Annotated in this window: 20 protein-coding genes; 15 read left to right on the top strand and 5 right to left on the bottom strand. The window is 63.3% G+C overall.

Annotated features, from left to right (window positions below; genetic code table 11):
- Positions 1 to 88: 88 nt before the first annotated feature.
- The 3 genes from IGS58_RS19720 to IGS58_RS19730 all read right to left on the bottom strand — a co-directional run bounded on the left by IGS58_RS19720 (position 89) and on the right by IGS58_RS19730 (position 5,107).
- The gene (locus IGS58_RS19720; RefSeq protein WP_230522461.1) at positions 89 to 3,061 is read right to left on the bottom strand and encodes a sensor histidine kinase; all 2,973 of its coding nucleotides are present in this window, start codon (positions 3,059 to 3,061) and stop codon (positions 89 to 91) included.
- 118 nt (positions 3,062 to 3,179) lie between these two features.
- Positions 3,180 to 3,758: a superoxide dismutase gene (locus IGS58_RS19725; RefSeq protein ID WP_034751750.1), complete on the bottom strand. Its 579-nt coding sequence runs from the start codon at positions 3,756 to 3,758 to the stop codon at positions 3,180 to 3,182.
- 329 nt (positions 3,759 to 4,087) lie between these two features.
- Positions 4,088 to 5,107 (bottom strand): LacI family DNA-binding transcriptional regulator, encoded by a 1,020-nt coding sequence (locus IGS58_RS19730; protein ID WP_034751748.1) that lies wholly within the window; start codon positions 5,105 to 5,107, stop codon positions 4,088 to 4,090.
- 404 nt (positions 5,108 to 5,511) lie between these two features.
- Between IGS58_RS19730 and IGS58_RS19735 the strand changes: the two genes are divergently transcribed.
- From IGS58_RS19735 to IGS58_RS19760, 6 genes are all read left to right on the top strand, one after another.
- Entirely contained in the window at positions 5,512 to 6,801 is a 1,290-nt protein-coding gene (locus IGS58_RS19735; protein ID WP_230522462.1) for an extracellular solute-binding protein, read from the top strand.
- Between the two features lie 7 nt (positions 6,802 to 6,808).
- Entirely contained in the window at positions 6,809 to 7,807 is a 999-nt protein-coding gene (locus IGS58_RS19740) for a carbohydrate ABC transporter permease (RefSeq protein WP_230522463.1), read from the top strand.
- The gene (locus IGS58_RS19745; RefSeq protein ID WP_211551230.1) at positions 7,804 to 8,652 is read left to right on the top strand and encodes a carbohydrate ABC transporter permease; all 849 of its coding nucleotides are present in this window, start codon (positions 7,804 to 7,806) and stop codon (positions 8,650 to 8,652) included. Before IGS58_RS19740 ends, IGS58_RS19745 begins: the two co-directional genes overlap by 4 nt.
- A gap of 41 nt (positions 8,653 to 8,693) precedes the next feature.
- Entirely contained in the window at positions 8,694 to 10,058 is a 1,365-nt protein-coding gene (locus tag IGS58_RS19750; RefSeq protein ID WP_230522464.1) for a GH1 family beta-glucosidase, read from the top strand.
- Position 10,059: 1 nt separating this feature from the next.
- Positions 10,060 to 11,112: an ABC transporter ATP-binding protein gene (locus tag IGS58_RS19755; RefSeq protein WP_230522465.1), complete on the top strand. Its 1,053-nt coding sequence runs from the start codon at positions 10,060 to 10,062 to the stop codon at positions 11,110 to 11,112.
- A gap of 107 nt (positions 11,113 to 11,219) precedes the next feature.
- Entirely contained in the window at positions 11,220 to 13,670 is a 2,451-nt protein-coding gene (locus IGS58_RS19760) for a TonB-dependent receptor (protein WP_230522466.1), read from the top strand.
- 84 nt (positions 13,671 to 13,754) lie between these two features.
- On the opposite strand, the gene xseA is transcribed toward IGS58_RS19760, so the two are convergent.
- On the bottom strand, positions 13,755 to 15,116 hold the full coding sequence (xseA, locus tag IGS58_RS19765) for an exodeoxyribonuclease VII large subunit (protein WP_070253516.1): 1,362 nt from the start codon (positions 15,114 to 15,116) through the stop codon (positions 13,755 to 13,757).
- A gap of 1,328 nt (positions 15,117 to 16,444) precedes the next feature.
- On the opposite strand from xseA, the gene IGS58_RS19770 reads away from it, so the two are divergent.
- From IGS58_RS19770 to IGS58_RS19805, 8 genes are all read left to right on the top strand, one after another.
- The gene (locus IGS58_RS19770; RefSeq protein WP_070224614.1) at positions 16,445 to 17,050 is read left to right on the top strand and encodes a MotA/TolQ/ExbB proton channel family protein; all 606 of its coding nucleotides are present in this window, start codon (positions 16,445 to 16,447) and stop codon (positions 17,048 to 17,050) included.
- On the top strand, positions 17,047 to 17,490 hold the full coding sequence (locus tag IGS58_RS19775; RefSeq protein ID WP_092611339.1) for an ExbD/TolR family protein: 444 nt from the start codon (positions 17,047 to 17,049) through the stop codon (positions 17,488 to 17,490). The genes IGS58_RS19770 and IGS58_RS19775 overlap by 4 nt, the downstream gene beginning before the upstream one ends.
- 113 nt (positions 17,491 to 17,603) lie before the next feature.
- Complete coding sequence (gene lpxK / locus IGS58_RS19780) at positions 17,604 to 18,659, top strand: tetraacyldisaccharide 4'-kinase (RefSeq protein WP_230522467.1); 1,056 nt, start codon at positions 17,604 to 17,606, stop codon at positions 18,657 to 18,659.
- The gene (locus tag IGS58_RS19785) at positions 18,640 to 18,816 is read left to right on the top strand and encodes a Trm112 family protein (RefSeq protein ID WP_010395789.1); all 177 of its coding nucleotides are present in this window, start codon (positions 18,640 to 18,642) and stop codon (positions 18,814 to 18,816) included. The genes lpxK and IGS58_RS19785 overlap by 20 nt, the downstream gene beginning before the upstream one ends.
- Before the next feature lie 2 nt (positions 18,817 to 18,818).
- Positions 18,819 to 19,574 (top strand): 3-deoxy-manno-octulosonate cytidylyltransferase, encoded by a 756-nt coding sequence (gene kdsB, locus IGS58_RS19790; protein WP_230522468.1) that lies wholly within the window; start codon positions 18,819 to 18,821, stop codon positions 19,572 to 19,574.
- A gap of 244 nt (positions 19,575 to 19,818) precedes the next feature.
- Positions 19,819 to 20,475: an adenylate kinase gene (gene adk / locus IGS58_RS19795; protein ID WP_034782090.1), complete on the top strand. Its 657-nt coding sequence runs from the start codon at positions 19,819 to 19,821 to the stop codon at positions 20,473 to 20,475.
- A gap of 180 nt (positions 20,476 to 20,655) precedes the next feature.
- On the top strand, positions 20,656 to 22,779 hold the full coding sequence (locus IGS58_RS19800) for a sodium-translocating pyrophosphatase (RefSeq protein ID WP_211551220.1): 2,124 nt from the start codon (positions 20,656 to 20,658) through the stop codon (positions 22,777 to 22,779).
- Between the two features lie 190 nt (positions 22,780 to 22,969).
- Complete coding sequence (locus IGS58_RS19805; protein WP_230522469.1) at positions 22,970 to 23,413, top strand: hypothetical protein; 444 nt, start codon at positions 22,970 to 22,972, stop codon at positions 23,411 to 23,413.
- Positions 23,414 to 23,523: 110 nt separating this feature from the next.
- On the opposite strand, the gene IGS58_RS19810 is transcribed toward IGS58_RS19805, so the two are convergent.
- Positions 23,524 to 25,584, bottom strand: a complete 2,061-nt coding sequence (locus tag IGS58_RS19810; protein ID WP_230522470.1) for a TonB-dependent receptor domain-containing protein — start codon at positions 25,582 to 25,584, stop codon at positions 23,524 to 23,526.
- Positions 25,585 to 25,884: 300 nt separating this feature from the next.
- On the opposite strand from IGS58_RS19810, the gene IGS58_RS19815 reads away from it, so the two are divergent.
- On the top strand, positions 25,885 to 26,298 hold the full coding sequence (locus IGS58_RS19815; protein WP_230522471.1) for a hypothetical protein: 414 nt from the start codon (positions 25,885 to 25,887) through the stop codon (positions 26,296 to 26,298).
- Positions 26,299 to 26,447: the final 149 nt, after the last annotated feature.

Raw genomic sequence — 26,447 nt, forward strand, 5'->3', positions numbered from 1 at the left:
ATAGGCGAGCAAGGCAGCGCTCTTGCGCATCGTATAACATTTTCCATTCGGGCCGCAGACGCTTGCGGGCGCGCCCGCAAGCGTGCCGTCAATAGGCCAGGCGGCCCGGCACGCTCACTTCGATCTGCGTGCCGGCGCCGGGCCGGCTGTCGATGCGCAGCCTGGCCCCGATGGCGGCGGCGCGCTCGCGCATGCCGACCAGGCCCCAGTGGCCGGGCCGCTGGCCCGCCTGCGCCACGGCGTCATCGAGGCCGCAGCCGTCGTCGCGCACGCGCAGGGTGAATGCCTGCTCCGCATAGTCGAGTTCCAGCACGATGTTTGCAGCCTCGGCGTAGCGCGAGGCGTTGAACAGCGCTTCGCGCGCGATGGCATAGATTTCGTCATGCACGCGCGGCTGCAGGCGCCGGCAGATGCCGCTGACATGCACCGTGAAGGCGTGCGCGCGGTGCTCGGCCAGGCCCTTGCCGAATTGCTGCAGCGCCAGCCGCAGTTCGTCGGGTTCGGCCGAGGCGCGCAAGTCCATGATCTGGTCGCGGCCTTCGATCAGCAGCTGGTCCGCCAGGTTGAGGGTGCCATCGAGGCGCGCCCGTTCGCGCGTGCCCTTGGGCAGCATGTCCGCATGCGCATGGAACGACAGGATCAGGCCTTGCACGCTTTGCAGCAGCGTATCGTGCAGCGAACGGGCGATGCGCGAGCGCTCGGCCAGGCGCTCCTGCAAGCGTTCCTGCAACCGTTCCTGCATATTGCGCGTCAGGTGGCGGATGCGCAGCACATAGCCGCCATACAGCAGCAGCGCGGCGCCCAGCGCCAGCAGCACGACGAACCACGGCGTTTGCACGAAGGCGGGCGCGATGACGATGTCGAGCCCTGTTCCTTGCGTGTTCCAGACGCCGTCTTCGTTGGCGGCCGTGACGTCGAAGCGGTAGCTGCCGGGGGCAAGGTTGGTGTAGTACGCTTCGCGGCGTCCCACCGCCTCCTGCCAGCCCGTGTCCACGCCTGCCAGCCGGTAGCGCAGGCGCACGCGTTCCGGCATCGACAGGCTCAGGGCCGTGAAGCCGATCTGCAGGGTCTTGCTGCCTTGTGGCAGGTGCTGCGGCTTGCCATCGTCCAGCGCGTAATGCACGCCATCGGCCAGCAAGCTGTGGATCTGCACGGGCGGCGCCAGGGCGTTGCGGCGGATGTGCAGCGGGTCGAGCATGGCGATGGTGGCCGAGGTGGAGAACCACAGCCTGCCATCGGGCGCATGGATCAGCGACGGCACGGGGCGCAGTTGCGAGGCATGGCCCTGCAAGCCGTCGAGCGCGTCGAAGCGCTCCGAGGTAACAGCGCTGCCGTCCCGCATCCACGTGGCCAGGCTGGCGGCAGCGATATGGTCGATGCCGTCCGCGCCATGCAGCCACAGGTCGCCGTCCGGCAGGCGCACGATGCCCGATACGCCGCGAAACGCCGCCCCGTGCGCGCCGCGTAGCATCTGGAAGCGGCCGGCGCGGTACAGGGCCACGCCGTTTTCGCCGCCGGCCCACATCGCCTCGCCATCGCGGTACAGCTGCAGCACGGTGCCCACTTGCAAGCCCTCGGGCGCGCCGAGCCGCTTGACGGTGCCTGTGCGCTGGCCATCGGCCACCAGGCTGAGCGTATTGTCGGCATGGCCCAGCCAGACGGTGCCGGCGCCATCCATCGCCATGGCCGTGGTCAGCACCGCCGGCAGGCCGGACAGGCCGCCGTCGGCGATCCATTTTCCTTCGCTCCGGCGAAACAGGCCGCCGCCGGAAAACGAGGCCCACAGGGCGCCCGAGCGGTCCTGCTGCAGCGCCTGCGGATCGAGTCCCAGCACGGGCGGCACCACGCGCGTCATGGCGCCGTTGCGCGCGCGATGGTGCAGCTCCTGCTCGTTGCCCAGCCACAGCGTGCCGTCGGGCGCCCAGTGGCTGGCCGCCAGCGCTCCTTTCAGTATCACTTTCTTCACCCCGTCGGCGGTAAAGCTGCGCACGTCGCCCACGTAGTCGCCGATCCACACGTCGCCATCGGGCCCCGGCAGCATGCCGGGATGGTCGAAGGGCACGGCGACGGCCAGGGTCTGCAGGCGGTTCGGCCGCAGCCGGTCCAGGCCCGTCGAGGTGCCGAACCACAGATTGCCTTCGCGGTCCTGGAACGACGTTTGCGGCAGCGGGCCGCTGATGCCGTTCTGACGCGTCAGTCGCTGGGATGGCAGGCTGGGGCCGGAAGGGTCGAACTTGCGTTCAATGCCATCGGGCTGCATCAGCCACATGGTGCCGGCGCGGTCGAAGCGGATGCTGTTGCCCCTGGCGTCGGGCCGGATGGGCGCGTCGCCGCGCGGCGCGCTGGTGCGCACGCGATAGTAATTGCTTTGCGCGTCCACAGCCCAGATGGCGCCATCGGGCGCTTCATCCATGCTGGTGAGCATGGTGCGCGGCCAGGCATGGGAAAAGCGCGTCTCGCCCGGCCTGCGGAAAAAGACGCCGTGCATGGTGCCCATCCACTGCGTGCCATCGCGCCCGAACAGGATCTGGTACACGCGCTTGTCGGGCAGGCCCACGTTGGCGGCCTGCGCGACGAAGCGGTCGGCGCCCGGCGCCAGGCGCGCCGCGCCATCGCGCGTGCCGACCCAGATGGCGCCGTCGGGCGCTGCCTCGACATGGAACACGGCGCCCGGCGGCAAGCCGTCCGCTTCCCCGTACGTGCGCGCGCCATCCTTGCGAAAGACGCTGACACCGCCGAGGCGGTAGCCGACCCAGACGGCGCCGTCAGGTGGCGTGGCCAGGCCCAGCACATTGTTCGACGGCAGGCGGTGGCCGTACACGCTGTCGACGCGGTCGAAGCGCACGCCATCGTAGCGGTACAAACCGGTGGCCGTGGCGATCCACAGCCAGCCATCCTTGCCCTGGGCGAATTTCAGTACGTCGACGGGCGCGCCTTGCAGAGCGCCCCAGGCGTTGTGGGTGTAGTCGGACAACAGGGGCGATGGGGCGGCCGCGCACGCGTGCAGGTGGCACGCCAGCAGGGGCAAAATCAACAGGCGGCGCAGCAGGCGAGCGGACATCGGGGCAGGGCGGGGTGGGAAGATGCTGATTGTAGCGCAGCGCCTTGCTTTCCAGCAGGCAAAAAAAAGCCCGCGCGGGGCGGCGCAGGCTTTTTCTCCTTACGTTGACAGGAACTGCTTACGCGAAGTTCTTGGCAACGAAGTCCCAGTTGACCAGGCCCCAGAACGTTTCCACGTACTTGGCGCGCAGGTTGCGGTAGTCGATGTAGTAGGCGTGTTCCCAGACGTCGCAGGTCAGCAGCGGCTTGTCGCCGGTGGTCAGCGGGCAGCCGGCGTTCGAGGTGTTGACGATGTCGACGGAGCCGTCGGCTTTTTGCACCAGCCAGGTCCAGCCCGAACCGAAGTTGCCCACGCACGACTTGGTGAATTCTTCCTTGAACTTGTCGAACGACGACCATTTGGCGTTGATCGCGTCAGCCACGGCACCCGCAGGCGCGCCGCCGCCGGCCGGCTTCATGCCGTTCCAGTAGAAGGTGTGGTTCCATACTTGCGCTGCATTGTTGAAGATGCCGCCCGACGATTTCTTGATGATCTCTTCCAGCGACAGGTTCTCGAACTCGGTACCCTTGATCAGGTTGTTCAAGTTGGTGACATACGCCTGGTGATGCTTGGCATAGTGGTATTCCAGGGTTTCTTTCGAAATATGCGGCGCCAGAGCGTCCATTTCATACGGCAGTGGTGGCAGAGTATGTTCCATGTGATGTCCCTTTGTGGTGAATGTTCGGAGTCTTCCAGCCTGCGGCCGAAGGGTTGAGCCAAGCTTGCTTGAAGCAGGCATTCTTGCTGAACGAGCCACTATTGTAAAGCGGATGCGCCATTGCTGCAGATTCCCGCATGCGTTGCGGATACTGGTAGCGTATTGATTCTCGTTCAGGAAAATAGTGGTATATGGTGAAGCGTCAGCACCTTGAGAAACCGTAGCGAGCAAGCCAGATATCGGGTTGAGTAGCGCAGCTGTACAAAAAGTACAGCGAGCAACGCCGACCCGAGAGCGGGCTGCGCAGTAGGTTTATCATGGTGCAATCCTTAGCGGATGCGGCGCGTAGTCTCGCGCACGATGAGTTCCAGCGGCGGAATGGCTGCCTGCACGGCTTCGCCATTGATCAGGCCCAGCAGCGCTTCCGTGGCGATGCGGCCGATGTCGTACAGGGGCTGATGGATGGTGGTGAGCGGCGGCGTCGTGTAGGACGAGCCGGGCAAGTCATCGAAGCCGACGAGCGAGATATCGTCGGGCACGCGGATGCCCTTGCGGTACAGGCACAGGCGCACGCCGTAGGCGGACAGGTCATTGGCGGCGAAGACGGCGCTGAACTGCTGCTGCGTATCGAACAAATGGTTCATGGCCAGCATCCCGCTTGCTTCGTGGAAATCGCCCTCCACCATCAGCTTCGGGTCGATGGCGATGTCCGCTTCGCGCAGTGCGCGCTGGTAGCCCGTCAGGCGCTCGGCCGCATCCGTGTTGTTGGCGGGGCCGGCCACGAAGGCGATGCGCCGGTGGCCCAGTTCCACCAGGTGGCGCACGGCCAGGTAGGCGCCGTATTCATTGTCGAGCTTGAAGCCGATGGCGCTTTTCGTGGCCAGCAGGCGGCCCGTCGAGACGATGGGGCGCTGCTGCGAGAAATCGAGCACGCTCTCGTCCGAGATGCGCCCCGACAGCAAAATGATGCCGTCCACCTTTCTTGCCAGCAGCAGGCGGATGCGGTCCGCCTCTTCCTGCGCATTCCAGTGCCCGCTGACGATGACGGACGCATAGCCCGTGTCCTTCAAGCCATCGTCCACGCCGCGCAGGCTTTCGTCGAAGAAGGGGCTGGAAATGTCCTGCACCACGATGCCGATGGTCATCGAGCGGCCTTTTTTCAGCCCCTGCGCCATCTGGTTCGGCGCGAATTTCATGTGGGCAATCGCCGCCAGCACGGCGTCGCGCTTGTCGTCGGAGACCCTGGCCGTGCCATTCAGGATGCGCGAGACGGTGCTGGGTGACACGCCGGCCTGGCGTGCCACGTCGAGCAGGGTGGAAGGGGGAGCAGCGTGGGCGCTATCGTTCAAGGTGATTCCTGGGTATCAAGATGGCTGGTTCTCAGTGCTCTGAAAACCTTTTCATCGGAAGATTACCATAAATGCCCACGGGCCCGTAGGTCGGGTTAGCCCTGCGGGCGTAACCCGACATATTGTTGGCCGTGCATGTCGGATAACGCGCTCGCGCACCTCGGCGACCCCGCTAATCCGACCTCCATCTGAAAACGTTTTCACAAAAAACAACGGCAGCTCAAATGACGAATTTTTGCGCTTTTTCATAGGGGGAAACGCGCCGCGGCGTGCCGCTTGCCACGCTGCCTTCAATAAAAATGACAACTTTTTCGGTTGACTTGATTTTCTTTGCGGTGTTAAATGGACACATGTTGTGAAAACGTTTTCAAGATAGAAGACGCTCAATAAACGGAGATGAAATAATGAAGTCAAGCATCCTTGGCGCCGCCCCGCTGGCAGCGCTGACCCTGGCCGCCAGTGTGGCCGCCGCGCCCGCAGCCGTTCCGCCGGCTGCAGCCCTGCCGACGCTGGCCCCGGCCACGATTACCGTCGCCTCGTTCCCCGATTTGGACCGCGCCGTCAAGACGGCCTTGCCCCTGTGGGAAAAACTGTATCCGCAAGTGAAGGTCAAGCTGGCCAGCCTGCAGATCGACGACCACCATAACTCGATGACGACGGCGCTGGCGGCCGGCGCGCGCCTGCCCGACGTGATGGCCATCGACTTCCGCTATGTCGGCAGCTTCGCCGAATCGAAGGGCATGGAAGATTTGCTGCAAGCGCCATACGGGGCAGGGCAGTACCGCGCCCAGTTCGTGCCGTTCACCTTCGTGCAGGCGACCAGTTCGCGCGGCACCCTGGGCGCCATGCCGGCCGACCTGGGACCGGGCACCCTGTTCTACCGCAAGGACCTGATGGACAAGGCGGGCATCAAGGAAACCGAACTGACGCAATCGTGGGAGTCGTATATCGCCGCCGGCAAGAAACTCAAGGCCGCCACCGGCACCTATCTGCTGGCCGGCGCCAGCGACCTGGCCGACATCTATATCCGCGCCAATTTGAAAGATGGCGAAGGCATTTACTTTGGCGACAAGGGCCAGGTGCTGGTCGACTCGCCCCGCTTCGTGAAGGCGTTCGAGCTGGCCAAGGCGGCGCGGGTGGCGGGCATCGATGCGCGCACCGTGGCCTGGACGGGCGAGTGGGCCGAAGGCTTCAAACGCGACAAGGTGGCCAGCCAGATGATGGGATCGTGGCTCAGCGGCCACCTGGCCAAGTGGCTGGCGCCGGCTTCGTCCGGCCAGTGGCGCGCGGCGAACTTGCCGGCCGGCGCGCTGGCGTCGTACGGCGGCTCCTTCTACGGCATTCCGAAAAAGGCGGCGAATAAAACCCAGGCCTGGGAATTCATCAAGTTCATGACCGTCAACAAGGATATCCAGCTGCACTCGCTGAAAGAGATCGGCGCCTTCCCGGCCCTCAAGGCAGCCTATGCGGACCCGATGATGGACGAGCCGCAGGCGTATTTCGGCGGCCAGAAGACGCGCCTGCTGGCGCGCGACACGGCGGCGAAGATCCCCGTCATCCGCGTCGACAAGTTCGACGCCGTGGCGCGCGACATCGTCAACATGGAACTGGAAAGCGTGCTGGCGCAAAACAAGGATATCAAGACGGCCCTGGCTGACGCCAAGGCTCTGATCACCCACCGCGCGCGGCGCTAGGAGCAGCATGACTACCTCCATGCCTTGTACCGAGGGCGCGCCCGCTGCTGCGGCAGCGCGGCCCGCAAAAAAACGCTTCAACATGAAGCAGTGGGCGCCGTACATCTTCATCAGCCCCTTCTTCATCCTGTTCGCCGTCTTCAGCCTGTTCCCGCTGCTGTTTTCCATCTATTTGTCGTTCAACCAGTGGGAAGCGGCCAGCGGCGTGGAAGCCATGCAGTGGGTTGGCCTGGACAACTACAAGTATGCCTTGAGCGACCCGTGGTTCCTGCGCTCGCTGGGCAATACCGTGTGGCTGGCGCTGGCCTCGGGCGTGCCGCAGCACCTGGTGGCCATTCCGCTGGCGGCCTTCATCCACAACAGCTTCAAGCGCTCGCGCAACCTGGTGATCGGCATCTATTTTTTACCGTTCATCACGTCCAGCGTGGCCATCGCCATGGTCTTCAATACCCTGTTCTCGCGCGACTATGGGCAGATCAATGTACTGATCCAATGGTGCGCCAGCCTGCCGCTGGTGGGCGGCCTGTTCCCGGCAGAATCGATCGACTGGCTGGGCAGCTCGCTGTTCATCAAGCCGGCCGTCGCCTTCGTGATTTTCTGGCGCTACCTGGGCTGGAATTTGGTGCTGTACCTGTCCGCGCTGCAGGTGATCCCGAAGGACCTGTACGAAGCAGCCACCATCGATGGCGCCTCGAAACGCCAGCAGTTCTGGTACATCACCCTGCCGCAGCTGCGCCCCATGATCTACCTGGCCGTGACCCTCACCATCATGGGCAATCTGCAGCTGTTCGAAGAGCCGTTCGTGCTGGTGGCCGAATCGAGCGGCGTGAGCCAGTCGGTGATGACGACGGCCATCTTCGTCTACAAGACGGCGTTTTCCTCGGGCGACTTCGGCACGGCGTCGGCCATTTCCTGGCTGCTGTTCCTCATCATCGCCAGCACCACGTGGGTCAACAACCGCATCTTCAGCCGCAACGAGCGTAGAGAAGGCAAGGAGGCCAAATGAGCGCATTGACAAACCGCCGCGCCAGCGCGGCCAGCACCCGCTGGACGGCCTACGCCATGGTGGCCATCGGCGCCCTGATCATGGTCGCGCCGTTCTACTTCATGTTCGTCTTCGCCACGCACACGAGCGCCGAGATCTACAGCCTGCCGCCGCCGCGCTGGTTCGGCACGGCCCTGCTGAACAACATCGAGCTGCTGCAGGAGCGCCTGCCATTCTGGCGCAATATCGGTATCAGCCTGTACGTGGCCCTGATGACCACCATCCTGACCCTGTTCTTTTGCTCGCTGGGCGGCTATGCGTTCGCCATGTACGAGTTCCGCTTCAAGCGGCCCTTGTTTACCCTGGTGATGGCGTCGATGATCATCCCGTCGTTCATGAACATGATCCCCACCTTCATGCTGATGGATTTCCTCGGCTGGCTGGACCAGCCGCGCGCCCTGTACGTGCCGGGAGCGGCAGGCGCGCTGGGTATCTTCCTCATGCGCCAGTACATCGGCACGGCGATACCGAAGGACCTGATCGAGGCGGCGCGCATCGACGGCTGCGGCGAGTTCGCCATCTACTGGCGGGTCGTGCTGCCGCTGATCGGCCCCGCCATGGGCACCTTGGGCCTGATCACCTTCATCAACTCGTGGAACAATTTCATCACGCCGCTGGTCGTCATGCGCTCGGTCGAAAACTACACGATCCCGCTGGCCCTGCGCAGCATGCAGGCGCCGAACAACACGGAGTGGGGCGCGCTGATGACGGGCGCCGCCATCGCCGTGCTGCCGCTGCTGCTGATGTTTTTTGTTGCCTCCAAGCGCCTGATCGAAGGGCTGACCCAGGGCGCCGTCAAAGGCTGATGCACTCACTTATTTCAACCCCTCACACTGATACCACCACCATGCATAACGACGACATTGACACTAATTTCCCCGCCACCTTCACCTGGGGCGTGGCCACCAGCGCCTACCAGATCGAGGGCGCCGCCGCCATCGACGGCCGCGGCCCGTCCATCTGGGATACCTTCAGCCATACGGATGGCAAGATCATCGACGGCAGCAATGGCGACGTGGCCTGCGACCACTATCACCGCTATGCCGAGGACGTGGAGCTGATCGCCAACCTGGGCGTGAACGCCTACCGCTTTTCCATGTCCTGGTCGCGCGTGCAGCCGGCCGGTTCCGGCGCCTGGAACGAAGCGGGCTTCGACTTCTATGCGCGCCTGCTCGACGCCCTGGCCGCCAAGGGGCTCGATGCCCATTTGACCCTGTACCACTGGGACTTGCCGCAAGCCTTGCAGGACGAGGGCGGCTGGCTCAATCGCGCCACCTGCTACCACTTTGCCGCCTATGCGGCCGAGGTGGCGCGCCGCTTCGGCCACAAGGTCGCCAGCATCGCCACGCATAACGAACCGTGGTGCACGGCCGTGCTGGGCCACGGCACGGGCCAGTTCGCCCCCGGCATGGCCGATCCGGCCGCCGCCGTGCAAGTGTCGCACCACTTGCTGCTGTCGCACGGCTTGGCCATGCAGGCCATGCGCACGGTGAATGCGCCGGCGAAGCTGGGCATCGTGCTCAATCAATGGACGGCCACACCGGCTACCGACAGTGCCCAGGACCGCGAACTGGCCGAACTCGAATATGCACGCTCGGTGCAGTGGTATATGGACGCCATCTTCAAGGGCCGCTACCCGGCCCTGGCCCTGAAACACGCCGACGCTTCTGCTTTATCTATATTTGAAAACGATTTCATGGATATCAAACAGCCTATCGATTTCCTTGGCGTGAACTACTACACGCGCGCTTTCATGAGCGCCGAGACGCCGCCGCGCAAGCCCGAATGCAAGCTCGGGGTCAACGACATGGGCTGGGAAACCTATCCGCAAGGCTTGACGGAGCTGCTCGTGGGCCTGCACCGCGAATACCGGCTGCCGCCCGTCTACATCACGGAAAACGGCATGGCGGTTGCCGACAAGCCCGTCGACGGCAAGATTCATGACGAACCGCGCATCGAGTACGTGCAGCTGCACCTGGATGCCTTGCGCGCCGTGATCGCGCAGGGCATCGACGTGCGCGGCTATTTCTACTGGAGCCTGATGGATAACTTCGAGTGGAACTCGGGCTACGCCAAGCGCTTCGGCATGCTGTACGTCGATTACGCCACGCAGCAGCGCAGTTTCAAGGACAGTGCCCTGTGGTACCGCGACTTCATCGCCGCGCAGCGCGCCGCGCATGCCGATGCGGCCGTCCTGGCCGGGGAGCATTGACATGGCCGCCATTTCCCTGCGCGGCATCCGCAAGACCTACGGCGACGGCCCGGAAATCGTCAAGGGCCTGGACCTTGATATCCATGACGGTGAATTCATGGTCTTCGTGGGACCGTCCGGCTGCGGCAAGTCGACCCTGCTGCGCATGATCGCGGGACTGGAAGACATCAGCGCGGGCCAGCTGCGCATCGGCGACCTGCTGGCCAACGACGTGGCGCCGGCAGAGCGGGGCATCGCCATGGTCTTCCAGAGCTACGCCCTGTATCCGCACATGACGGCGCGCGACAACATGGGTTTTGCCTTGAAACTGGCAGGCAAGGGGGAAGCCGAAGTGCGCGCGGCCGTCGGCAAGGTGGCCGAGATTTTGCAGATCACGCACCTGCTCGATCGCAAACCCAAGGCCTTGTCCGGGGGCGAACGCCAGCGCGTGGCCATCGGCCGCTCCATCGTGCGCCAGCCCAAGGTATTCCTGTTTGACGAGCCGCTGTCCAACCTCGATGCCTCGCTGCGCGTGCAGACGCGCATCGAGCTGGCCAAGCTGCACCAGGAACTGGGCACCACGATGATCTACGTGACGCACGACCAGGTCGAGGCCATGACCCTCGGCGACAGGGTCGCCGTCTTCCACGGCGGCCACCTGGAGCAGGTGGGCGCGCCCCTGGACCTGTACCGCCATCCGGCCAGCCAGTTCGTGGCCGGCTTCATCGGCGCGCTGCGCATGAATTTTTTGCCGTGCGCCGCCGTCCCGGCGCTGGCCAGCCAGCTTGGTGGCGAGGCGGGCATGCTGGTCGGCATACGTCCGGAACACCTGCGCCTGGTGCCGCGCGAGGAGGGCTACGGCGCCACCGTCACCCTGATCGAGCAGCTGGGCGATGCGCAAATCATCCACGCGACGCTCGATGGCGGCATTGACTGCAGTCCGCATGCGGTGGCCATTAAGCTGCACGGCGAGGCGCGCCACGCGCTGGCGCAGGGCAGCGCCATCGGCTTTGCGCCGGAAGAAGGCCATGCCTTTCTATTCGACACGGCCGGGCGCGCCGTGGCTACCCATTGACCCCGCACGGAGGCGACATGACTTCAGATTGACACCCAAAAAATGTGCAGCAGTAGCCAAAGAGCTATGTGATCATCATTCAACCAGCGGTACAGGAGACAACAACAATGCAACAGCTCAAACGCAATACCATCGCCCTCAGCCTGGCGCATGCGACATTCGCCCAGTTCATCTTGCTGGGCAGCGGCGCCGCCATGGCCCAGGACACTGTGGCCGCGGACGCGGCAAAACCGGCCTCAGAACAGATGGACCGCATCGTCGTCACGGCCACGCGCCGCAACACCTTCGTGCAGGAGACGCCGCTGGCCGTCACCGCCTTCAACCAGGACACCCTGCAAAACAACCAGGTCAAGGATCTGGCGTCGCTGGCCACCATGGTACCCAGCCTCGTCGTCGAGCAGCATGGCGACTCGGGCGGCGTGCACGTCTACATGCGCGGCGTCGGTTCGGCCAACCACACGGAGCTGGGCGACCCGGCCGTCGCCTTTTATGTCGACGGTGTGTATTCGCCGCGTCCGCAGGGCGCCACGGCGCTGATGTATGACCTGTCGCACGTCGAGGTGGCGCGCGGACCGCAGGGCACCCTGAACGGCCGCAATTCCACGGCAGGTGCCGTCAACCTCGTGTCGGCCGCGCCGAGCACGGCCAAGTTCATGGGTTCGGCCGGCATCACGGTGGGCGACAAGCGCCATTTGCAGACGCAGGGCATGATCAATATCCCGTTTTCCGACGACGTGGCGCTGCGCATCGCCGCCATCAAGGATAGCCACGACGGTACGGTGGATTTCCGCCGCGGCTCGAACGTCATGCCGGGTACGGCCAAGTATGGCGCCGGCGACCAGATGGGCGTGCGCGCCTCGCTGCTGTGGAAGTTCACGCCGCAACTGCGCGGCACGTTCATCGCCGACTACTTCCTCGACCAGGGCGCCGGCAACGTGTACCTGGCGGCCGAACCGAAACGGGGCGAGAAGCTGCGCTCGGCACTGATCGACACGCCGGGCACCCTCGACCAGTCGATTTTGACCTACAAGGGCAAGCTCAATTACAAGCCGACCGATGCGCTGGACTTCACCTACCTGGGCAGCTGGAGCCGCTACAAGCGCCAGAACAGCAACGATGCCGATGCGGGCCTGTTCCCCGGCTTCAAGTCGGAAAACCGCACCGACTGGGCGCAGTTCGACAGCTATTCGCACGAGCTGCAGGCGCGCTCGGACGACGATGCGCCGTTCCAGTGGGTGGCCGGCCTGTTCCTGTTCAATGAAAAGAACAAGGTGCGCTTCGATATCGACCGCAGCCAGATTTCGCAGGCCGCCGTGCAGCAGGATATCGCCAACGGCGCCGTGATCTTCGTGCAGCCGACCGTGGGCCAGTATGCCTCGGCCATGTCCTTCATCCAGGGCGACCGCCAGCTCAAATCAAAGGCCGTATTCGGCCAGGTCAGCCAGCAGTTGACGGACCAGATCAAGCTGACGGCCGGCGCGCGCTACACGAAAGACCATAAATTCGACGTCGGTGGCAAGAACTGGGCTTGCCCGAACTGGCCTGCCAACACGCCGCTGGGCACCACCGTGCTCACGCCCGATCAACTGGCGCAGCTGGTCACGCCGGGCACGGGCCTGGCCAATACGCACAATATCGGTCCTGGCGGCGCCATCACGGCGGCCACCTGCGGCAATACGCCGGGCGACAATACGGCCGACCTGAAATACGGCCAGGCCACCTGGCTGGGCCGCATCGAGTACAAGCTGCGCTCCGATATCCTGCTGTTCGGCTCCGTGACGACGGGCTTCCATTCGCCGGCCATCGGCGACGGCGGCGCCACCACCAAGCCGGAAAAGCTGACCAGCTATGAAATCGGCTTCAAGTCCGACCTGCTGAACCGCGAACTGACGCTGAACCTCGATGCCTTCCTGATGAAGTACAAGGACAAGCTCGAGTCGCAGGTGGTCAACAGCGTGCTGGCCAACTTCAATGCGGCCGGCGCCACCGTCAAGGGCCTGGAAGCGGAATGGGTGTGGCGGCCAACGAAGGTCGATCGCCTGACGGGTAACGCCACCTGGTTGAAAGCCGTGTATGACGACTTCATGTCGTGCGACGTCGATGCGGCGCGCGCGAATGGCCAGTCCTGCGGTTCGACGGCGCCATTGGTGAACGTGGGCGGCAGCACCATGAAGCATGCGCCGAAGTTTTCCACGACCGTCCAGTACGAGCATGATTTCAATGTTGCCGGCGGCCAGCTCACGCCGCGCGCCTCGGTGCATTATGAAACCATGTCGTATGTGGGCGCGGGCGCGTTCAACGGCGACGTGCCGGGCCATGCCGGCGTCAAGCGCCAGGAAGCCTACACGACCCTGGACCTGAGCCTGCGCTTCCAGCCGGCGAACAAGGCCTACACGGTGGAAGCGTTCGTGCAGAACGCCACGGACAAGGCGGTCAAGCTGGACGTCAATGAAATCTGCACGGACGTCGGCATGCCATGCCAGCCCACGCAGCAGATCTACGGCGCCTTCTATAACGCGCCGCGCACCTTTGGCGCGCGCGTGTCGATGAAGTTCTGATGGTGTAGGGTGAAAGAGCAGTCGCAGTAGCAGTCCACTCAGTAGGGTAGGTGTTGGGCCGGGGAGCTTCCCCGGCCTTTTTTATTATTCCAGGGTGGCTTGCACGCTGGCGATGCCGATCTGCGCGCTGCCTTCGGCCAGGCGCACATTGACGTTCTGGCGCGCCTGCAGCTGCGCCGGCGAGCGGACGATCGCCCCTTTCTCATCGCGCAGGATGGCGTAGCCGCGTTCCAGGGTGCGCTGGGGATTCAACAGCTCCAGCTGCGCCGCCAGGCCATCGAGGCGGTGGCGCCGCTGTCCCAGCTGCTGCGCCATGGCCGCGCCGCCGCGCCGCTGCATTTCTTCCAGGCGCGCGCGCGGCGCCGCGACGTCGGGCCGCAAGGCCGCCCAGCGCGCACGCAGGCGTTCGAGTGCGTACTGCGACTGGTTCACGGGCGCGCGCGCCGCATGCGTCATGGCCGTCGACAGGGCCAGCAGCTGCAAACGCTGCTGCTGCAGCTGCGCCTTCGGGTTGAGCAGGCGGCGGCTGTGGCGGTCCAGGGTCTGCGCCGCGTCGTCGAGGCTGCGGCGCATGGCGCGGCGCAGGTCGGCCGCATCGGCGCGCAGGGAAGCCATCCAGTCGGCGCGCGGCGTGGCCGCCAGTTCGGCCGCCGCCGTCGGCGTGGCAGCGCGCAGGTCGGCCGCGAAGTCGGCGATGGTGAAATCCGTTTCGTGTCCCACGCCGCTGATCACGGGCATGGAACAATCGGCAATCGCGTGGGCCACGGCTTCATCGTTGAACGACCACAAATCTTCGATACTGCCGCCACCACGGCACACCAGCAGCACGTCGCACTCGGCCCTTGTGGATGCCGTACGGATGGCGTGCGCGATCTTTTCCGGCGCCTGCTGCCCCTGGACGGGCGTGGGGTAGAGGATGATGGAGACGTGTGGCGCGCGGCGCTTGAGCGCGATCAGCACGTCGCGCAGGGCGGCTGCCTGCGGGCTGGTGACGATGCCGATGCTGCGCGCGAACATGGGGATGGCGCGCTTGCGTTCCTGGTCGAACAGTCCCTGCGCGGCCAGCTTTTCCTTCAGGCGCTGGAACGCTTCATACAGGGCCCCCACGCCGGCGCGGCGGATGGCTTCCACGTTGATCTGGTAATCGCCGCGCGCGCCGTACAGGGTGACGAGGGCGCGCACTTCCACCTTGTCGCCTTCGCGCGGCGTGAAGCCGGCAAACTGGGCGCGGCCGCGGAACATCACGGCGCGCACCTGGGCGCCATCATCTTTTAATGTGAAATACCAGTGGCCGGACGCGGCGCGCGTGAAGTTGGAAATCTCGCCGGCGATCCACGTCAGGGGAAACGAGCGCTCAAGCAGGCGCGCGACGGCCTGGTTCAGGGCGCTGACGGTCAGCACAGGCGGGGCGGCAAAGCCGCTGTCAGTTGGAGTATCGGTCATCATCTGGTGCTATGGGGGAGGGAACTGTCCACATATTATCGGCGAGGTCATGCTTATGTCATATATCGTGCAAAACAACAAGTTCTATTTCTAAGTATTTGATTTCATGATGAATTCCTGTATGCCTGATTTGCGTGCACAGGGAAAAAAACCTTTAATATCAAGCACATCAGTAAAGCCTCTGCCACTTACGCACAAAGTTATCCACAGAAAGTGTGCGGAACTTTTTGCCTTGGACAAACGTTGCCTGACAAGCCAGCATTGAGCGATAAAAGTGCCGTGCTACATTTTTGCGCACGGAAATAAAGTGTATAGGAATCAAGCGCTTAGTATGCCATGCATGGCCTTGCGCACAATCTTATCCACAAAAAATGTGCAGAACTCTGGCACAGCGCCTGATTTATCCACCGGAACGCCCATGGCATGGCTTGCCTGAATTTTGCGCAGCATAAAAATAGCCATATAAATCAAGGGTATAGCATCACACCGTACGCCTTGCTCACAATCTTATCCACAGAATGTGTGCAAAACTGCATAAACCGTTTCGCCTTTTCACCTGCTTTTCCACTGCACGACCAGAGCATTCCTCTGCCTCATTTTTCAGCATTGAAAAAAACTCCTTTAAAATCAATGCTCTTACATGGAGTCAATCCGCTTGCTCACAATCTTATCCACACTTTATGTGTGGAACTGCCTTCACGCTTAAAAACTGCCGTGTTGAAGTGGAATCGGACGCCGAAAACCCCGCTTTTCAGGCCGTGCTACATTTTTATGCATGGCAATAAAAACGATATAAATCAATGTACTTGGCGCCTATCTTTGAGCTTGCGCACAATCTTGTCCACAGATTGTGTGCAGAACTTTTATGGCCACTATGCCGCGTATCGCACGCCCGCTGCCACTTTTTTACTCATTGATTTAATTTCCTTTAAAATCAATGGCTTAATTGAATTCCCGGGCTTTGCGCACAATCTTGTCCACAGTAAATGTGCAGAACTCTTCAAGTGTTAATTTATTGATATTGACTACTGCCGTTAAGCTGCTATGCCTGTATTTTGCGCAGCTCTATAATCTGCATATAAATCAAGGACTTGCCTGATGGACTTCATGCTTGCTCACAATCTTATCCACATAAAATGTGCAAAACCGGGCGCCGGCGGTGGGCGTTCGCTGCGCCGTGTGGACAACTGCCATGCGGGCGCCACTTGCCGCCGGCGCGGCAACGCGCTACATTGCGCCATTCCTGCGCGGACGTACAATCGGTCTTCGGCGCTCGGTACAATACAGGCTGTTCGGGCGGTCCATCGCCTTCCCTTTTCCAGGAGTTTCTTTTGCTCGCTATATTTCAAGCCGCTGGCTGGCCCATCTGGCTGTTGTTGATCGCTTCCATCGTCGCCCTGGCCCTGATCATCGAGCGCCTGCTGTATTTGCGCCGCGCCAAGATACTGCCCCGCAAGCTGTTTGATGAAGTGGTGCAGGTGTATCGCAGCGGCAAGATCACGCCGGACACGGTGGCCAAGCTGGAAGACAATTCGCCGCTGGGCGTGGTGCTGGCCGCCGCCCTGCGCAATGTCGACGCGCCACGCGAGGTGATGAAGGAATCGATCGAAGAGGCGGGCAGCGGCGTGGCCCACACGCTGGAGCGTTTCCTGACGACCCTGGGCACCATTGCCACCCTGGCTCCACTGATGGGCCTGTTTGGCACGGTGGTGGGCATGATCGAAATCTTCGGCTCGCAAAACGCCAGCGGCTCCAATCCCGCACAGTTGGCCCACGGCATCTCGGTGGCCCTGTATAACACGGGCTTTGGCCTGGCCATCGCCATGCCGACCCTGGTCTTCTACCGCCATTTCCGCGCCCTCGTCGACAGCTTCGTCATTGACATGGAGCAGCAAGCGGTCAAGTTCGTCGATATCGTCCACAGTGGCCGCAAATGAACTTCCGCAAAGGCAAGGGGCGTGAAGACCCCGAAATCAATCTGATCCCGTTCATCGATGTGCTGCTGGTGATCCTGATCTTCCTCATGGTCAGCACCACCTACAGCAAGTTTACAGAGCTGCAGATCACCTTGCCGACGGCCGACGCCGAGCAAGCCAAGGACAAGCCGCAGCAGATCGACGTCACCATCGATGCCAAGGGCAATTACACGGTCAACCGCGAGCCCGTCTCGTTCCGCGACGTGGCCGGCCTGGCCGATGCCCTGCAAAGCGCGGCCAAGGCGGCCAATGGCGGCAAGGCACCCGCGCAGACGCCCGTGGTGGTGGTCAACGCCGACCAGTTCGCCATGCACCAGATGGTCATCCACGTGATGGAAGCGGCGCGCCTGGCCGGCTATGAAAAGCTGACGTTTGCGGCGCAGGCGGGTGGTAGCAAGTAGGTCGGCTTAGCCGGAACGGCGTAAGCCGACAAAAGCCGCAGCCGAGCATGTCGGATTACGCTGCGCCTGACGGCGCCGCTAATCCGACCTACACTATTTTTACGTCTTCCTTCATGCCCACATCCTCTCCCGCCAAGCTTGAAACCACTCTCACCCGCGCCTGGCTGACGCGCGGTCCGCTGGCGTGCGCGCTGTGGCCCGTGTCCCTGCTGTTCGGCGCCCTGAGCGCCGTGCGGCGCGGCCTGTATCGGGCCAAGCTCCTGACATCCGCGCGCCTGCCCGTGCCCGTCGTCGTCGTCGGCAATATTTTTATCGGCGGCACGGGCAAGACGCCGCTGACGATCTGGCTGGTGCAAGCCTTGCGCGAGGCGGGCATGCGGCCGGGCGTCATTTCGCGCGGCCATGGCAGCGCCGACCGTTCGCCGCGCGCCGTCAGCGCCGCTTCCACGCCGCAGCAGGTGGGCGACGAGCCGCTGCTGATCTTCCAGCGCGGCGGCTGCCCCGTGATGGTGGGGCGCGACCGCGCGCAAGCGGGCAGGGCGCTGCTGGCCGCGCACCCGGACGTCGACGTGCTGGTGACGGACGACGGCTTGCAGCATTACGCCTTGCAGCGCGACGTGGAAATCGTGCTGTTCGACGGCCGCGGCGCAGGCAATGGCTGGCTGCTGCCGGCGGGGCCTTTGCGCGAATCGCCGCGCCGCCGGCGCGATGTGACGGTGATCAATGCGCCCGAGCTGGCGCCAGCACTGGTGGACCAGGTCGCGCCCAAGGGCTCCCTGGTGGTGCAGATGCTGCTGGCCGGTGGCGTGGCCGAGCGCCTGCTCGACCGCGGCGAGCGCATGCCTTTGGCGACCCTGGCGGCTGGCGGCCAGCGCATCGTGGCGGCGGCCGGCATCGGCAACCCCCAGCGTTTCTTTGCCATGCTGCGCGGGGCCGGATTGGACTTCATGGAACTGCCCTTGCCCGACCATCACGACTTTCTCGACCAGCCATTTGCGGCGCTCGACACGGATGTGATCTTGATCACCGAGAAGGATGCAGTAAAATGTGCGCAAATTGAACATCTCAAAGATGACCCGAGACTGTGGGTCGTCCCCGTCAGTGCGCGCATCGATAGCGCGCTGGCCCAACAAATTGTGGAGAAATGTCGTGGACGCTCGACTGCTTGATATCCTGGTCTGCCCTGTTTGCAAGGGTCCGCTTGAACACGATAAGAAGGCGCAGGAACTGATTTGCCGCGCCGACCGCCTGGCCTATCCGATCCGCGATGGCATCCCCATCATGTGGGCGGACGAAGCGCGTACCCTGCAAGACGCAGTGGAATAACGATGGCGTTCATCGTCATCATCCCGGCCCGCCTGGCCTCGACGCGCCTGCCGGGCAAGCCGCTGGCTGACCTGGGCGGCAAGCCCATGGTGGTGCGCGTGGCCGAGCAGGCCGCCTTGTCGGGCGCCGCGCGCGTCATCGTCGCCACCGACCATGACAGCATCCGCGCCGCCTGCGCCGCGCATGGCGTGGAAGTGTGCATGACGCGCAGCGATCATCCGTCGGGCACGGACCGCATCGCCGAAGTGGCGCGCACGCTCGATTTGCCGTTGGACGCCGTCGTCGTCAACCTGCAGGGCGACGAGCCCCTGATCGATCCGGGCCTGCTGGCCGCCTGCGCGGCGCAGATCAGCGCTGCCGTCCCCATGGCCACCTGCGCCCATCCGCTGCACGATGTGCAGGATGCGTTCAACCCGAACGTGGTGAAGGTCGTGCTGGACAAGAATGGCCGCGCCTTGTATTTCTCGCGCGCCACCATCCCGTGGCACCGCGATGGCTTCGCGCAATCGAAAGACAGCCTGCCGGCTGGCTACGTGCCGCTGCGCCATATCGGCCTGTATGCGTACAGCAATGCGTTCTTGCAAGAATATCCGCAATTGTCCGCTTCGCCGCTGGAAGCCATCGAGGCGCTGGAGCAGTTGCGCGTGCTGTGGCACGGTGTGGCCATCGCCGTGCATGTCACGGACTCGGCGCCAGCCGCCGGTGTCGACACGCCGGAAGATCTTGCCAGGGTGCAAGCCCACTACGGCACCCTGTAAGCGCTACCCGCAAAACGGCAGGCGTGCAAATATAATTTTGTGCGCCTGCAGTAAAAACCACATTTTGAAACGTGCGTCGCGCGAATTGCTGGCTTTGATCAATCAGGGCATAGCAATTCGATAGCAAACTGGCGTTCCGGGGTTTTTTTGTGGTAAGTTTCGTAGGGAAAGATAGCCTTAGCAACACCATCTAAAAATAATTACACATACCACCATCCAAAATCTGTTTTTTAGGAACTTTTCAATGCGTCTGATACTTTTAGGAGCACCCGGTGCCGGCAAGGGCACCCAAGCTAATTTCATCAAAGAAAAATACAACATTCCACAAATCTCCACGGGCGACATGCTGCGCGCGGCGATCAAGGAAGGCACGGAACTGGGCCTGGCTGCGAAAAAAGTCATGGATGCGGGCGGCCTCGTGTCGGACGACATCATGATCGGCCTGGTCAAGAACCGCCTGCAGGAAGCCGATTGCGCCAATGGCTACCTGTTCGACGGCTTCCCGCGCACCATCGCGCAAGCGGACGCCATGAAAGATGCCGGCATCAATGTCGACTACGTGCTGGAAATCGACGTGCCTGACGCGTCGATCATCGAGCGCATGGATGGCCGCCGCAGCCACCCGGGTTCGGGCCGCGTCTACCACGTCAAATTCAATCCGCCCAAGGTCGACGGCATCGACGACATCACCGGCGAACCGCTGATCCAGCGCGACGACGACAAGGCGGAAACGGTCAAGAAGCGCCTGGACGTGTACCACAACCAGACCAAGGTCTTGCTGGGCTACTACAATGACTGGGCCAAGTCCGGCCTGCCAGGCGCACCGAAATACCGCCGCATCGCCGGCGTCGGTCCGGTCGAGCAAATCCGCGACAGCGCATTTGCCGCCCTGGCGGAATAAGCAGTTTATGAAAAGCGGACCTGAGTGTCCGCTTTTTTTGTGCCCGCTTTTCAGCAGCGGTGCCACATCGTTTTCGTGGTTCAGGTTTTTTGCAGGTCGTGTTTTCCTGGCTGCGCGTGCCTACCCGGTGCGGTCTGCAGCTGTTGGCAATGACGTCGGATAAAAACAGAAGGGGACGATATGGCAGCCAGTTTGTGGTTTGCGGTAGCCTGCGGCGTGGTCGCAGTCATTTACGGTTTGGTGTCGCGCAGCTGGATCCTGAGGCAGGATCCCGGCAACGCGCGCATGCAGGAAATCGCCCTGGCCATCCAGCAGGGTGCGGCCGCCTATCTGGCGCGCCAGTACCGCACCATCGCCATCGTCGGCGTGGTGCTCCTGATCGCCATCTATGCGCTGCTTGGCCTGCATACGGCGCTGGGTTTCCTGATCGGCGCCGTGCTGTCGGGCGCCTGCGGCTTCATCGGCATGAATGTCTCGGTGCGGGCCAATGTGCGCACGGCGCAGGCGGCCACCCTGGGCATCAACCAGGCGCTGAACGTGGCCTTCAAGGGCGGGGCGATCACGGGCATGCTGGTGGTGGGACTGGGCTTGCTGGGCGTGACCCTGTTCTACTGGCTGCTGGTGACGACGGGCGCGCCCGGCCTGACGCAGCATGACCTGATCAAGCCCCTGATCGGCCTGGCCTTCGGCGCCTCGCTCATTTCCATCTTCGCGCGTCTGGGCGGCGGCATCTTCACCAAGGGCGCCGACGTGGGCGCGGACCTGGTGGGCAAGGTGGAGGCGGGCATACCCGAGGATGATCCGCGCAACCCCGCCGTCATCGCCGACAACGTGGGCGACAACGTGGGCGACTGCGCCGGCATGGCGGCCGACCTGTTCGAAACCTATGTCGTGACCCTGATCGCCACCATGCTGCTGGGCGCACTGCTGATGGCAGAGGCCAGCGGCACGGCCATCCTCTATCCGCTGCTGCTGGGCGCCGTCTCCATCCTCGCCTCCATCGTCGGCTGCTCGATGGTGAAGACCAAGCCGGGTGCGAAAATCATGTCGGCCCTGTACACGGGCCTGTGGTGGGCCGCCGGCCTGTCGCTGGTCGGCTTTGCCGTCGTCACGTGGCTGCTGTGGCCCGATGACGCCATGCGCTACAAGATGCTGGGCGCCACCGTCGTCGGCATCGTCCTCACGGGCCTGATGGTGTACATCACCGAGTACTACACGGGCACGGACTTCAAGCCCGTGCGCCACATCGCCGAAGCGTCGACGACGGGCCACGGCACGAATATCATCGCCGGCCTGGGCGTGTCGATGAAATCCACTGCGTATCCGGTGCTGGCCGTCTGCGTCGCCATCCTCGTTTCGTACCAGCTGGCCGGGCTGTACGGCATTGCCATTGCGGCTACTGCCATGCTGTCGATGGCGGGCATCATCGTCGCGCTCGACGCATATGGCCCCATCACGGATAACGCGGGCGGCATCGCGGAAATGTCGGGCCTGCCCGACTCCGTGCGCGCCATCACCGACCCGCTCGACGCCGTCGGCAACACGACCAAGGCCGTCACCAAGGGCTATGCCATCGGCTCGGCCGGCCTGGCCGCGCTGGTGCTGTTTGCGGACTACACGCATGCGCTTGAATCCGTGGGCCAGCACATCACCTTTGATCTGTCGAACCCCATGGTCATCGTCGGCCTGTTCATCGGCGGCCTGATACCGTATCTGTTCGGCGCCATGGCGATGGAAGCCGTGGGCCGCGCGGCCGGCGCCGTGGTGGTGGAAGTGCGGCGCCAGTTCCGCGACATCAAGGGCATCATGGATGGCACGGCGCGGCCCGAATACGACAAGGCCGTCGACATGCTGACGGCGTCGGCCATCCGTGAAATGATCATCCCCTCGCTGCTGCCCGTGGTGGTGCCCATCGTCGTCGGCATGCTGCTGGGGCCAGCGGCGCTCGGTGGCCTCTTGATGGGAACGATCGTGACGGGGCTGTTCGTGGCCATCTCCATGACCACGGGCGGCGGCGCCTGGGACAATGCGAAGAAATACATCGAGGATGGCCATTTCGGCGGCAAGGGTTCCGATGCGCACAAGGCGGCCGTCACGGGCGACACGGTGGGCGATCCGTACAAGGATACGGCCGGTCCGGCAGTCAATCCCTTGATTAAGATCATCAATATCGTGGCCCTGCTGCTGGTGCCGCTGCTGCCGGCCACGGGCTGGCTGGCGGTCAAGGCGCCGGCACCCATCCACGCGCCCGTGCCGCCCATCCTGGCGCCGGCGACACCGGCGCAGGTCTTGCCGGCGCAGTAAGGCAGCGCACTCACGCGCGACAGCCCCGCAGCCAGCGGGGCTGTTTTTCTGTGCACACGCGAAACTTTCCTGCCATCCGTATCCCTCGCGTATCAACGGTGAGCATTTGTTACCCTGCCTTTGACTTCCGGCCGCAGCGACCAATAATGGAGTGATAGTCACCGTTGATGGTGCATGGCGGGAGGATGTCATGGACAGCAAGTACAAGAGACGTGGCGTGGGGCTGGTGCTGCTGGTGGTGGGACTGGCGCTCAGCGGCGCCGCCGCGGCCGGGCCTGGCGGGCATGGCGGACACGGTGGACGGGGCGGGCATGGCGCGCACATCGGGCACGGCCAATTCCATGGCCACCATGGCCATCACGGCCACTTTCACGGCCGCCCGCAGGTGGGCGTATGGATGGGATCGTCGTGGGGCTATGGGCCGGGCTGGTATGGCGACCCGTGGTATGGCTATCCCTACCGTTATCCGTATGGCCGCACGCTCATCGTGCCGCTGCCGCCCGTGTATATCGAGCAGGGCGGCGTACCGACGGAGCAGATGTGGTACTACTGCGCGCGGCCACAGGGCTATTATCCGTATGTGAAAAATTGCCTGACGCCATGGCGCGCAGTGACGTCCTTGGGCGGACGCTGAGACGCGGGAGGTCGACATGAACAGGAACGGGTGGTGAAGGGCGGCGCCCATGCTGGCAGCGTGCCGGCCAACGCCGGCACGCTGCCGCTATCAAGTCTTACAGCCAGGCCTTAAAAACGCGACGTCAGGCCGACGAACATGCGGCGTCCCGGCACGTAATAGTCGACCAGTCCATCGGCCATCGGCCCCTTCTTGAACAGGTTCTGCACGCCGCCACGCACGGTCCACTGTGGCGTGACCTTGTACGACACGACGGTGTCGACGATGGTGTAGGCTTTTTCGGCCAGCTTGCCCGCATCGAGTTCCTTGCCCGTGTACTGGGCCGATACTTCGCCGAACAGCTGGTCGTTGACTTGCCAGCCCAGCGCCGAGTACCACGACAGTTTTGGCGTGGACAGCAGGTTGGCGCCCGTGGTCAGGTTCTTCGCTTCCGCCATGTAGGTGACGTTGTTACGCCAGTTCAGGTTTTTCGTCAGCGGGATGGTGGCCGTCGCTTCCAGGCCGCTGGTGCGCGCCTTCTGGATATTCGTCATCTTGGTCCACCAGCGTTTCTGGTAAAAGCCCAGCGGCGCATAGTCGATCTTGTTCTTGAAATCCGTGTGGAAGTAGGTCAGACCCATATCCCAGCCATTCTGTTCCCACGCCACACCGATCTCGCCGGCCGTGCTCGTTTCCGGCTTCAAGTCCGCATTGCCAGCCATGTAGCAGGAGCCGGTGATGTAGCCCAGCGGTTTCAGGCTGCCGCAACCGCGTCCGCCCGAGTTGGTCGCTGCCGCCGGCGAGTTTTCCTTCAGGCTCGGGGCGCGGAAGCCTTGCGAAATGCCGCCCTTGATGGTCCAGGCCGGGGCAGGGTGGTACACCAGGTACAGGCGCGGGCTGTAGTGGTTGCCGAACTTGCTGTGGTGGTCGAGGCGCAGGCCAGCCGTGGCCGTCAGGTTTTCGCGCAGGAACAGCTGGTCTTCCGCAAACAGGGCCGAGGTGGTGCCCGACAGGGTCGCGCCGCTTACAGGGTTGCCCAGGTAATCGGTGGGCACGGTGCCGATGGTGTCCGTGTTCGTCAGCTCCTGGTGCTTCCACTGGCCGCCCATCACCAGCATTTGCTCGATGCCGCCCCAGCCGACCCGTTTTTCCAGGCTGGCGTCCAGGGTGCTGTCCTTGGATTTCGCCACCGTGCCGACGACTTCGTTGTCGAAATCGTTGTGGTACAAATTGACCGTCGCCTTGCCGAAGTCCCAGCGGCCTTCGTAGCCGAGGCTGACGCTCTTGCGTATCAGTTTGTTGGCGCCCCAGCTGTAGACCAGCGGCTCGCCATCCGCATCATGCGCGCTCGAATCGCTGGCTTCCTGCTTGCCATAGCTGGCGTCCAGCGACAGGTTCTGTTTCTTGTCCAGCGCCCAGCTCAGCTGCCCCGAGACAGTCTGGTTGCGTTCGCCGCCCATGCCGCCCGCTTTGCCGAAGGATTTTTCATCGGGATTCTGGCGCGACTGGCTCACGCCCAGGCGCATGCCGACCGTGTCCGACAGGGGGCCGGCCAGGTTTACGCCCAGCTGGTGCGCCGTGCCGCGGTCGCTGTCCTGCGGCTGCGTGTAGTTGGCCGTGGCCGAACCGTTCCATTTGCCCGGCACCTTGCGCGTGATGATATTGATCACGCCGCCCATGGCGTCCGATCCGTACAACGAGGACATGGGGCCACGCACCACTTCGATACGCTCGATCATGTCGGGCGAGATCCAGTTCAAGTCCTGGCGGCCCAGGTCGGGACGGTAAGCCGTGTCGGCCGAGCTGCCCACGCGCTTGCCATCGACCAGGATCAGCGTGTATTTGTCGGGCAAGCCGCGCAGCTTGATCTTCGACGCCTCGCCTTCAGGGCTGGTGCCGCCCGTCACGCCGGGGATACGGCGCAGCAGCGTGTTCAAGTCATACACGGGCTGGCGTTCGATTTCCTCGCGCGTGATGACGCTGATACTGGCCGGCGCATCCTTGATATCGATGGCCGTGCCCGACGCGGTGACGACCACCGTGTTCATGGTGGGATCGGCGGCCACATTGCCTTCGGCCCAGGCATTGCTGACGGCCAGCGACAGCAGGCAGGGCAGGAGCAGGGCGGCGGAATGAATGGAGCGGGCGGGAGTGGCGACGGGGGCTACGAAGACGGAACTACGCTGGGTCATGATGAACTTTCCGGATATTGTTATTTCCTGGCTGCCTTCCGGGTGGCTCGGGTATAAATGAGTGAAAAGATAATAAATTGCGCTCTCACTCCACTAATGAGAATAAGAATCGTTCTTATTGTAATGCCATGCTGGCAAGAAAGAAAGTACTGAAAGGAAATAAAACACCGTTACCGGACGCGCATCGGCGGTGTGCGGCACCAGCAAGCGTGAGTAATTGTTACCTTGCTGGCATCTGGCGCGGCATGTGCCAATAATGAAAACCGGGCGATGGAAGCGTTGGGAGAGGGCATGAAGCGGATGACAAAAAGCATAGTGGCGTTGGCTTGCGGCATGTCGGTATCGGCTGGCGGCCATGCCTGGGCGCAGCAGCAGGCGCCTGAGTCCTTGCCCGTGTGCCAGCTCGACCCGCGCGACAGCAGCAAGCTGGCGGTGGAACCATGCCGCCCGGCGCCGCCCGTGCAGCCACGCCGTTCCGTGGCGCAGGTGATCGGCCGCATGCCGGCGCAATCCGTGCCGCCCGTCGTGCCCATGGCGCCCCTGCCGCCCAGCCCGGCTGTACCGATGCCGCGCGCGCCGCAGCCCATCGGTTCATGCGATACGGGCGGTTGCCGCGACTCTGCCGGCACGCGCTATAACGGCGCGGGCAATGCCACGCTCGATGCCAACGGGCGCATCTGCCACCGCAACGGCGCTTTCATCCAGTGTTTTTAGCCCTTCCATACACCAGCGCTGCAAGTTTTCGCTCGGTGCCCGCAAAAATGGCTACAATTGTCGCCGACATTACGTTTACGTAAACGTAATGCACGACACCATGCACTCATCAGGCGCCGGGAACACGGCCCTTATCACTCAGGAGATTT

This window comes from Janthinobacterium sp. EB271-G4-7A (assembly GCF_020858075.1).
GTDB lineage: Bacteria > Pseudomonadota > Gammaproteobacteria > Burkholderiales > Burkholderiaceae_D > Janthinobacterium > Janthinobacterium lividum.

Coding starts and splice junctions, on each gene's coding strand:
- IGS58_RS19810 (WP_230522470.1), bottom strand. CDS start 25,584: ATGACCCAGCGTAGTTCCGTCTTCGTAGCCCCCGTCGCCACTCCCGCC.
- IGS58_RS19805 (WP_230522469.1), top strand. CDS start 22,970: ATGGACAGCAAGTACAAGAGACGTGGCGTGGGGCTGGTGCTGCTGGTG.
- IGS58_RS19735 (WP_230522462.1), top strand. CDS start 5,512: ATGAAGTCAAGCATCCTTGGCGCCGCCCCGCTGGCAGCGCTGACCCTG.
- adk (WP_034782090.1), top strand. CDS start 19,819: ATGCGTCTGATACTTTTAGGAGCACCCGGTGCCGGCAAGGGCACCCAA.
- IGS58_RS19755 (WP_230522465.1), top strand. CDS start 10,060: ATGGCCGCCATTTCCCTGCGCGGCATCCGCAAGACCTACGGCGACGGC.
- IGS58_RS19740 (WP_230522463.1), top strand. CDS start 6,809: ATGACTACCTCCATGCCTTGTACCGAGGGCGCGCCCGCTGCTGCGGCA.
- IGS58_RS19775 (WP_092611339.1), top strand. CDS start 17,047: ATGAACTTCCGCAAAGGCAAGGGGCGTGAAGACCCCGAAATCAATCTG.
- IGS58_RS19745 (WP_211551230.1), top strand. CDS start 7,804: ATGAGCGCATTGACAAACCGCCGCGCCAGCGCGGCCAGCACCCGCTGG.
- lpxK (WP_230522467.1), top strand. CDS start 17,604: ATGCCCACATCCTCTCCCGCCAAGCTTGAAACCACTCTCACCCGCGCC.
- xseA (WP_070253516.1), bottom strand. CDS start 15,116: ATGATGACCGATACTCCAACTGACAGCGGCTTTGCCGCCCCGCCTGTG.
- kdsB (WP_230522468.1), top strand. CDS start 18,819: ATGGCGTTCATCGTCATCATCCCGGCCCGCCTGGCCTCGACGCGCCTG.
- IGS58_RS19815 (WP_230522471.1), top strand. CDS start 25,885: ATGACAAAAAGCATAGTGGCGTTGGCTTGCGGCATGTCGGTATCGGCT.
- IGS58_RS19760 (WP_230522466.1), top strand. CDS start 11,220: ATGCAACAGCTCAAACGCAATACCATCGCCCTCAGCCTGGCGCATGCG.
- IGS58_RS19725 (WP_034751750.1), bottom strand. CDS start 3,758: ATGGAACATACTCTGCCACCACTGCCGTATGAAATGGACGCTCTGGCG.
- IGS58_RS19720 (WP_230522461.1), bottom strand. CDS start 3,061: ATGTCCGCTCGCCTGCTGCGCCGCCTGTTGATTTTGCCCCTGCTGGCG.
- IGS58_RS19800 (WP_211551220.1), top strand. CDS start 20,656: ATGGCAGCCAGTTTGTGGTTTGCGGTAGCCTGCGGCGTGGTCGCAGTC.
- IGS58_RS19750 (WP_230522464.1), top strand. CDS start 8,694: ATGCATAACGACGACATTGACACTAATTTCCCCGCCACCTTCACCTGG.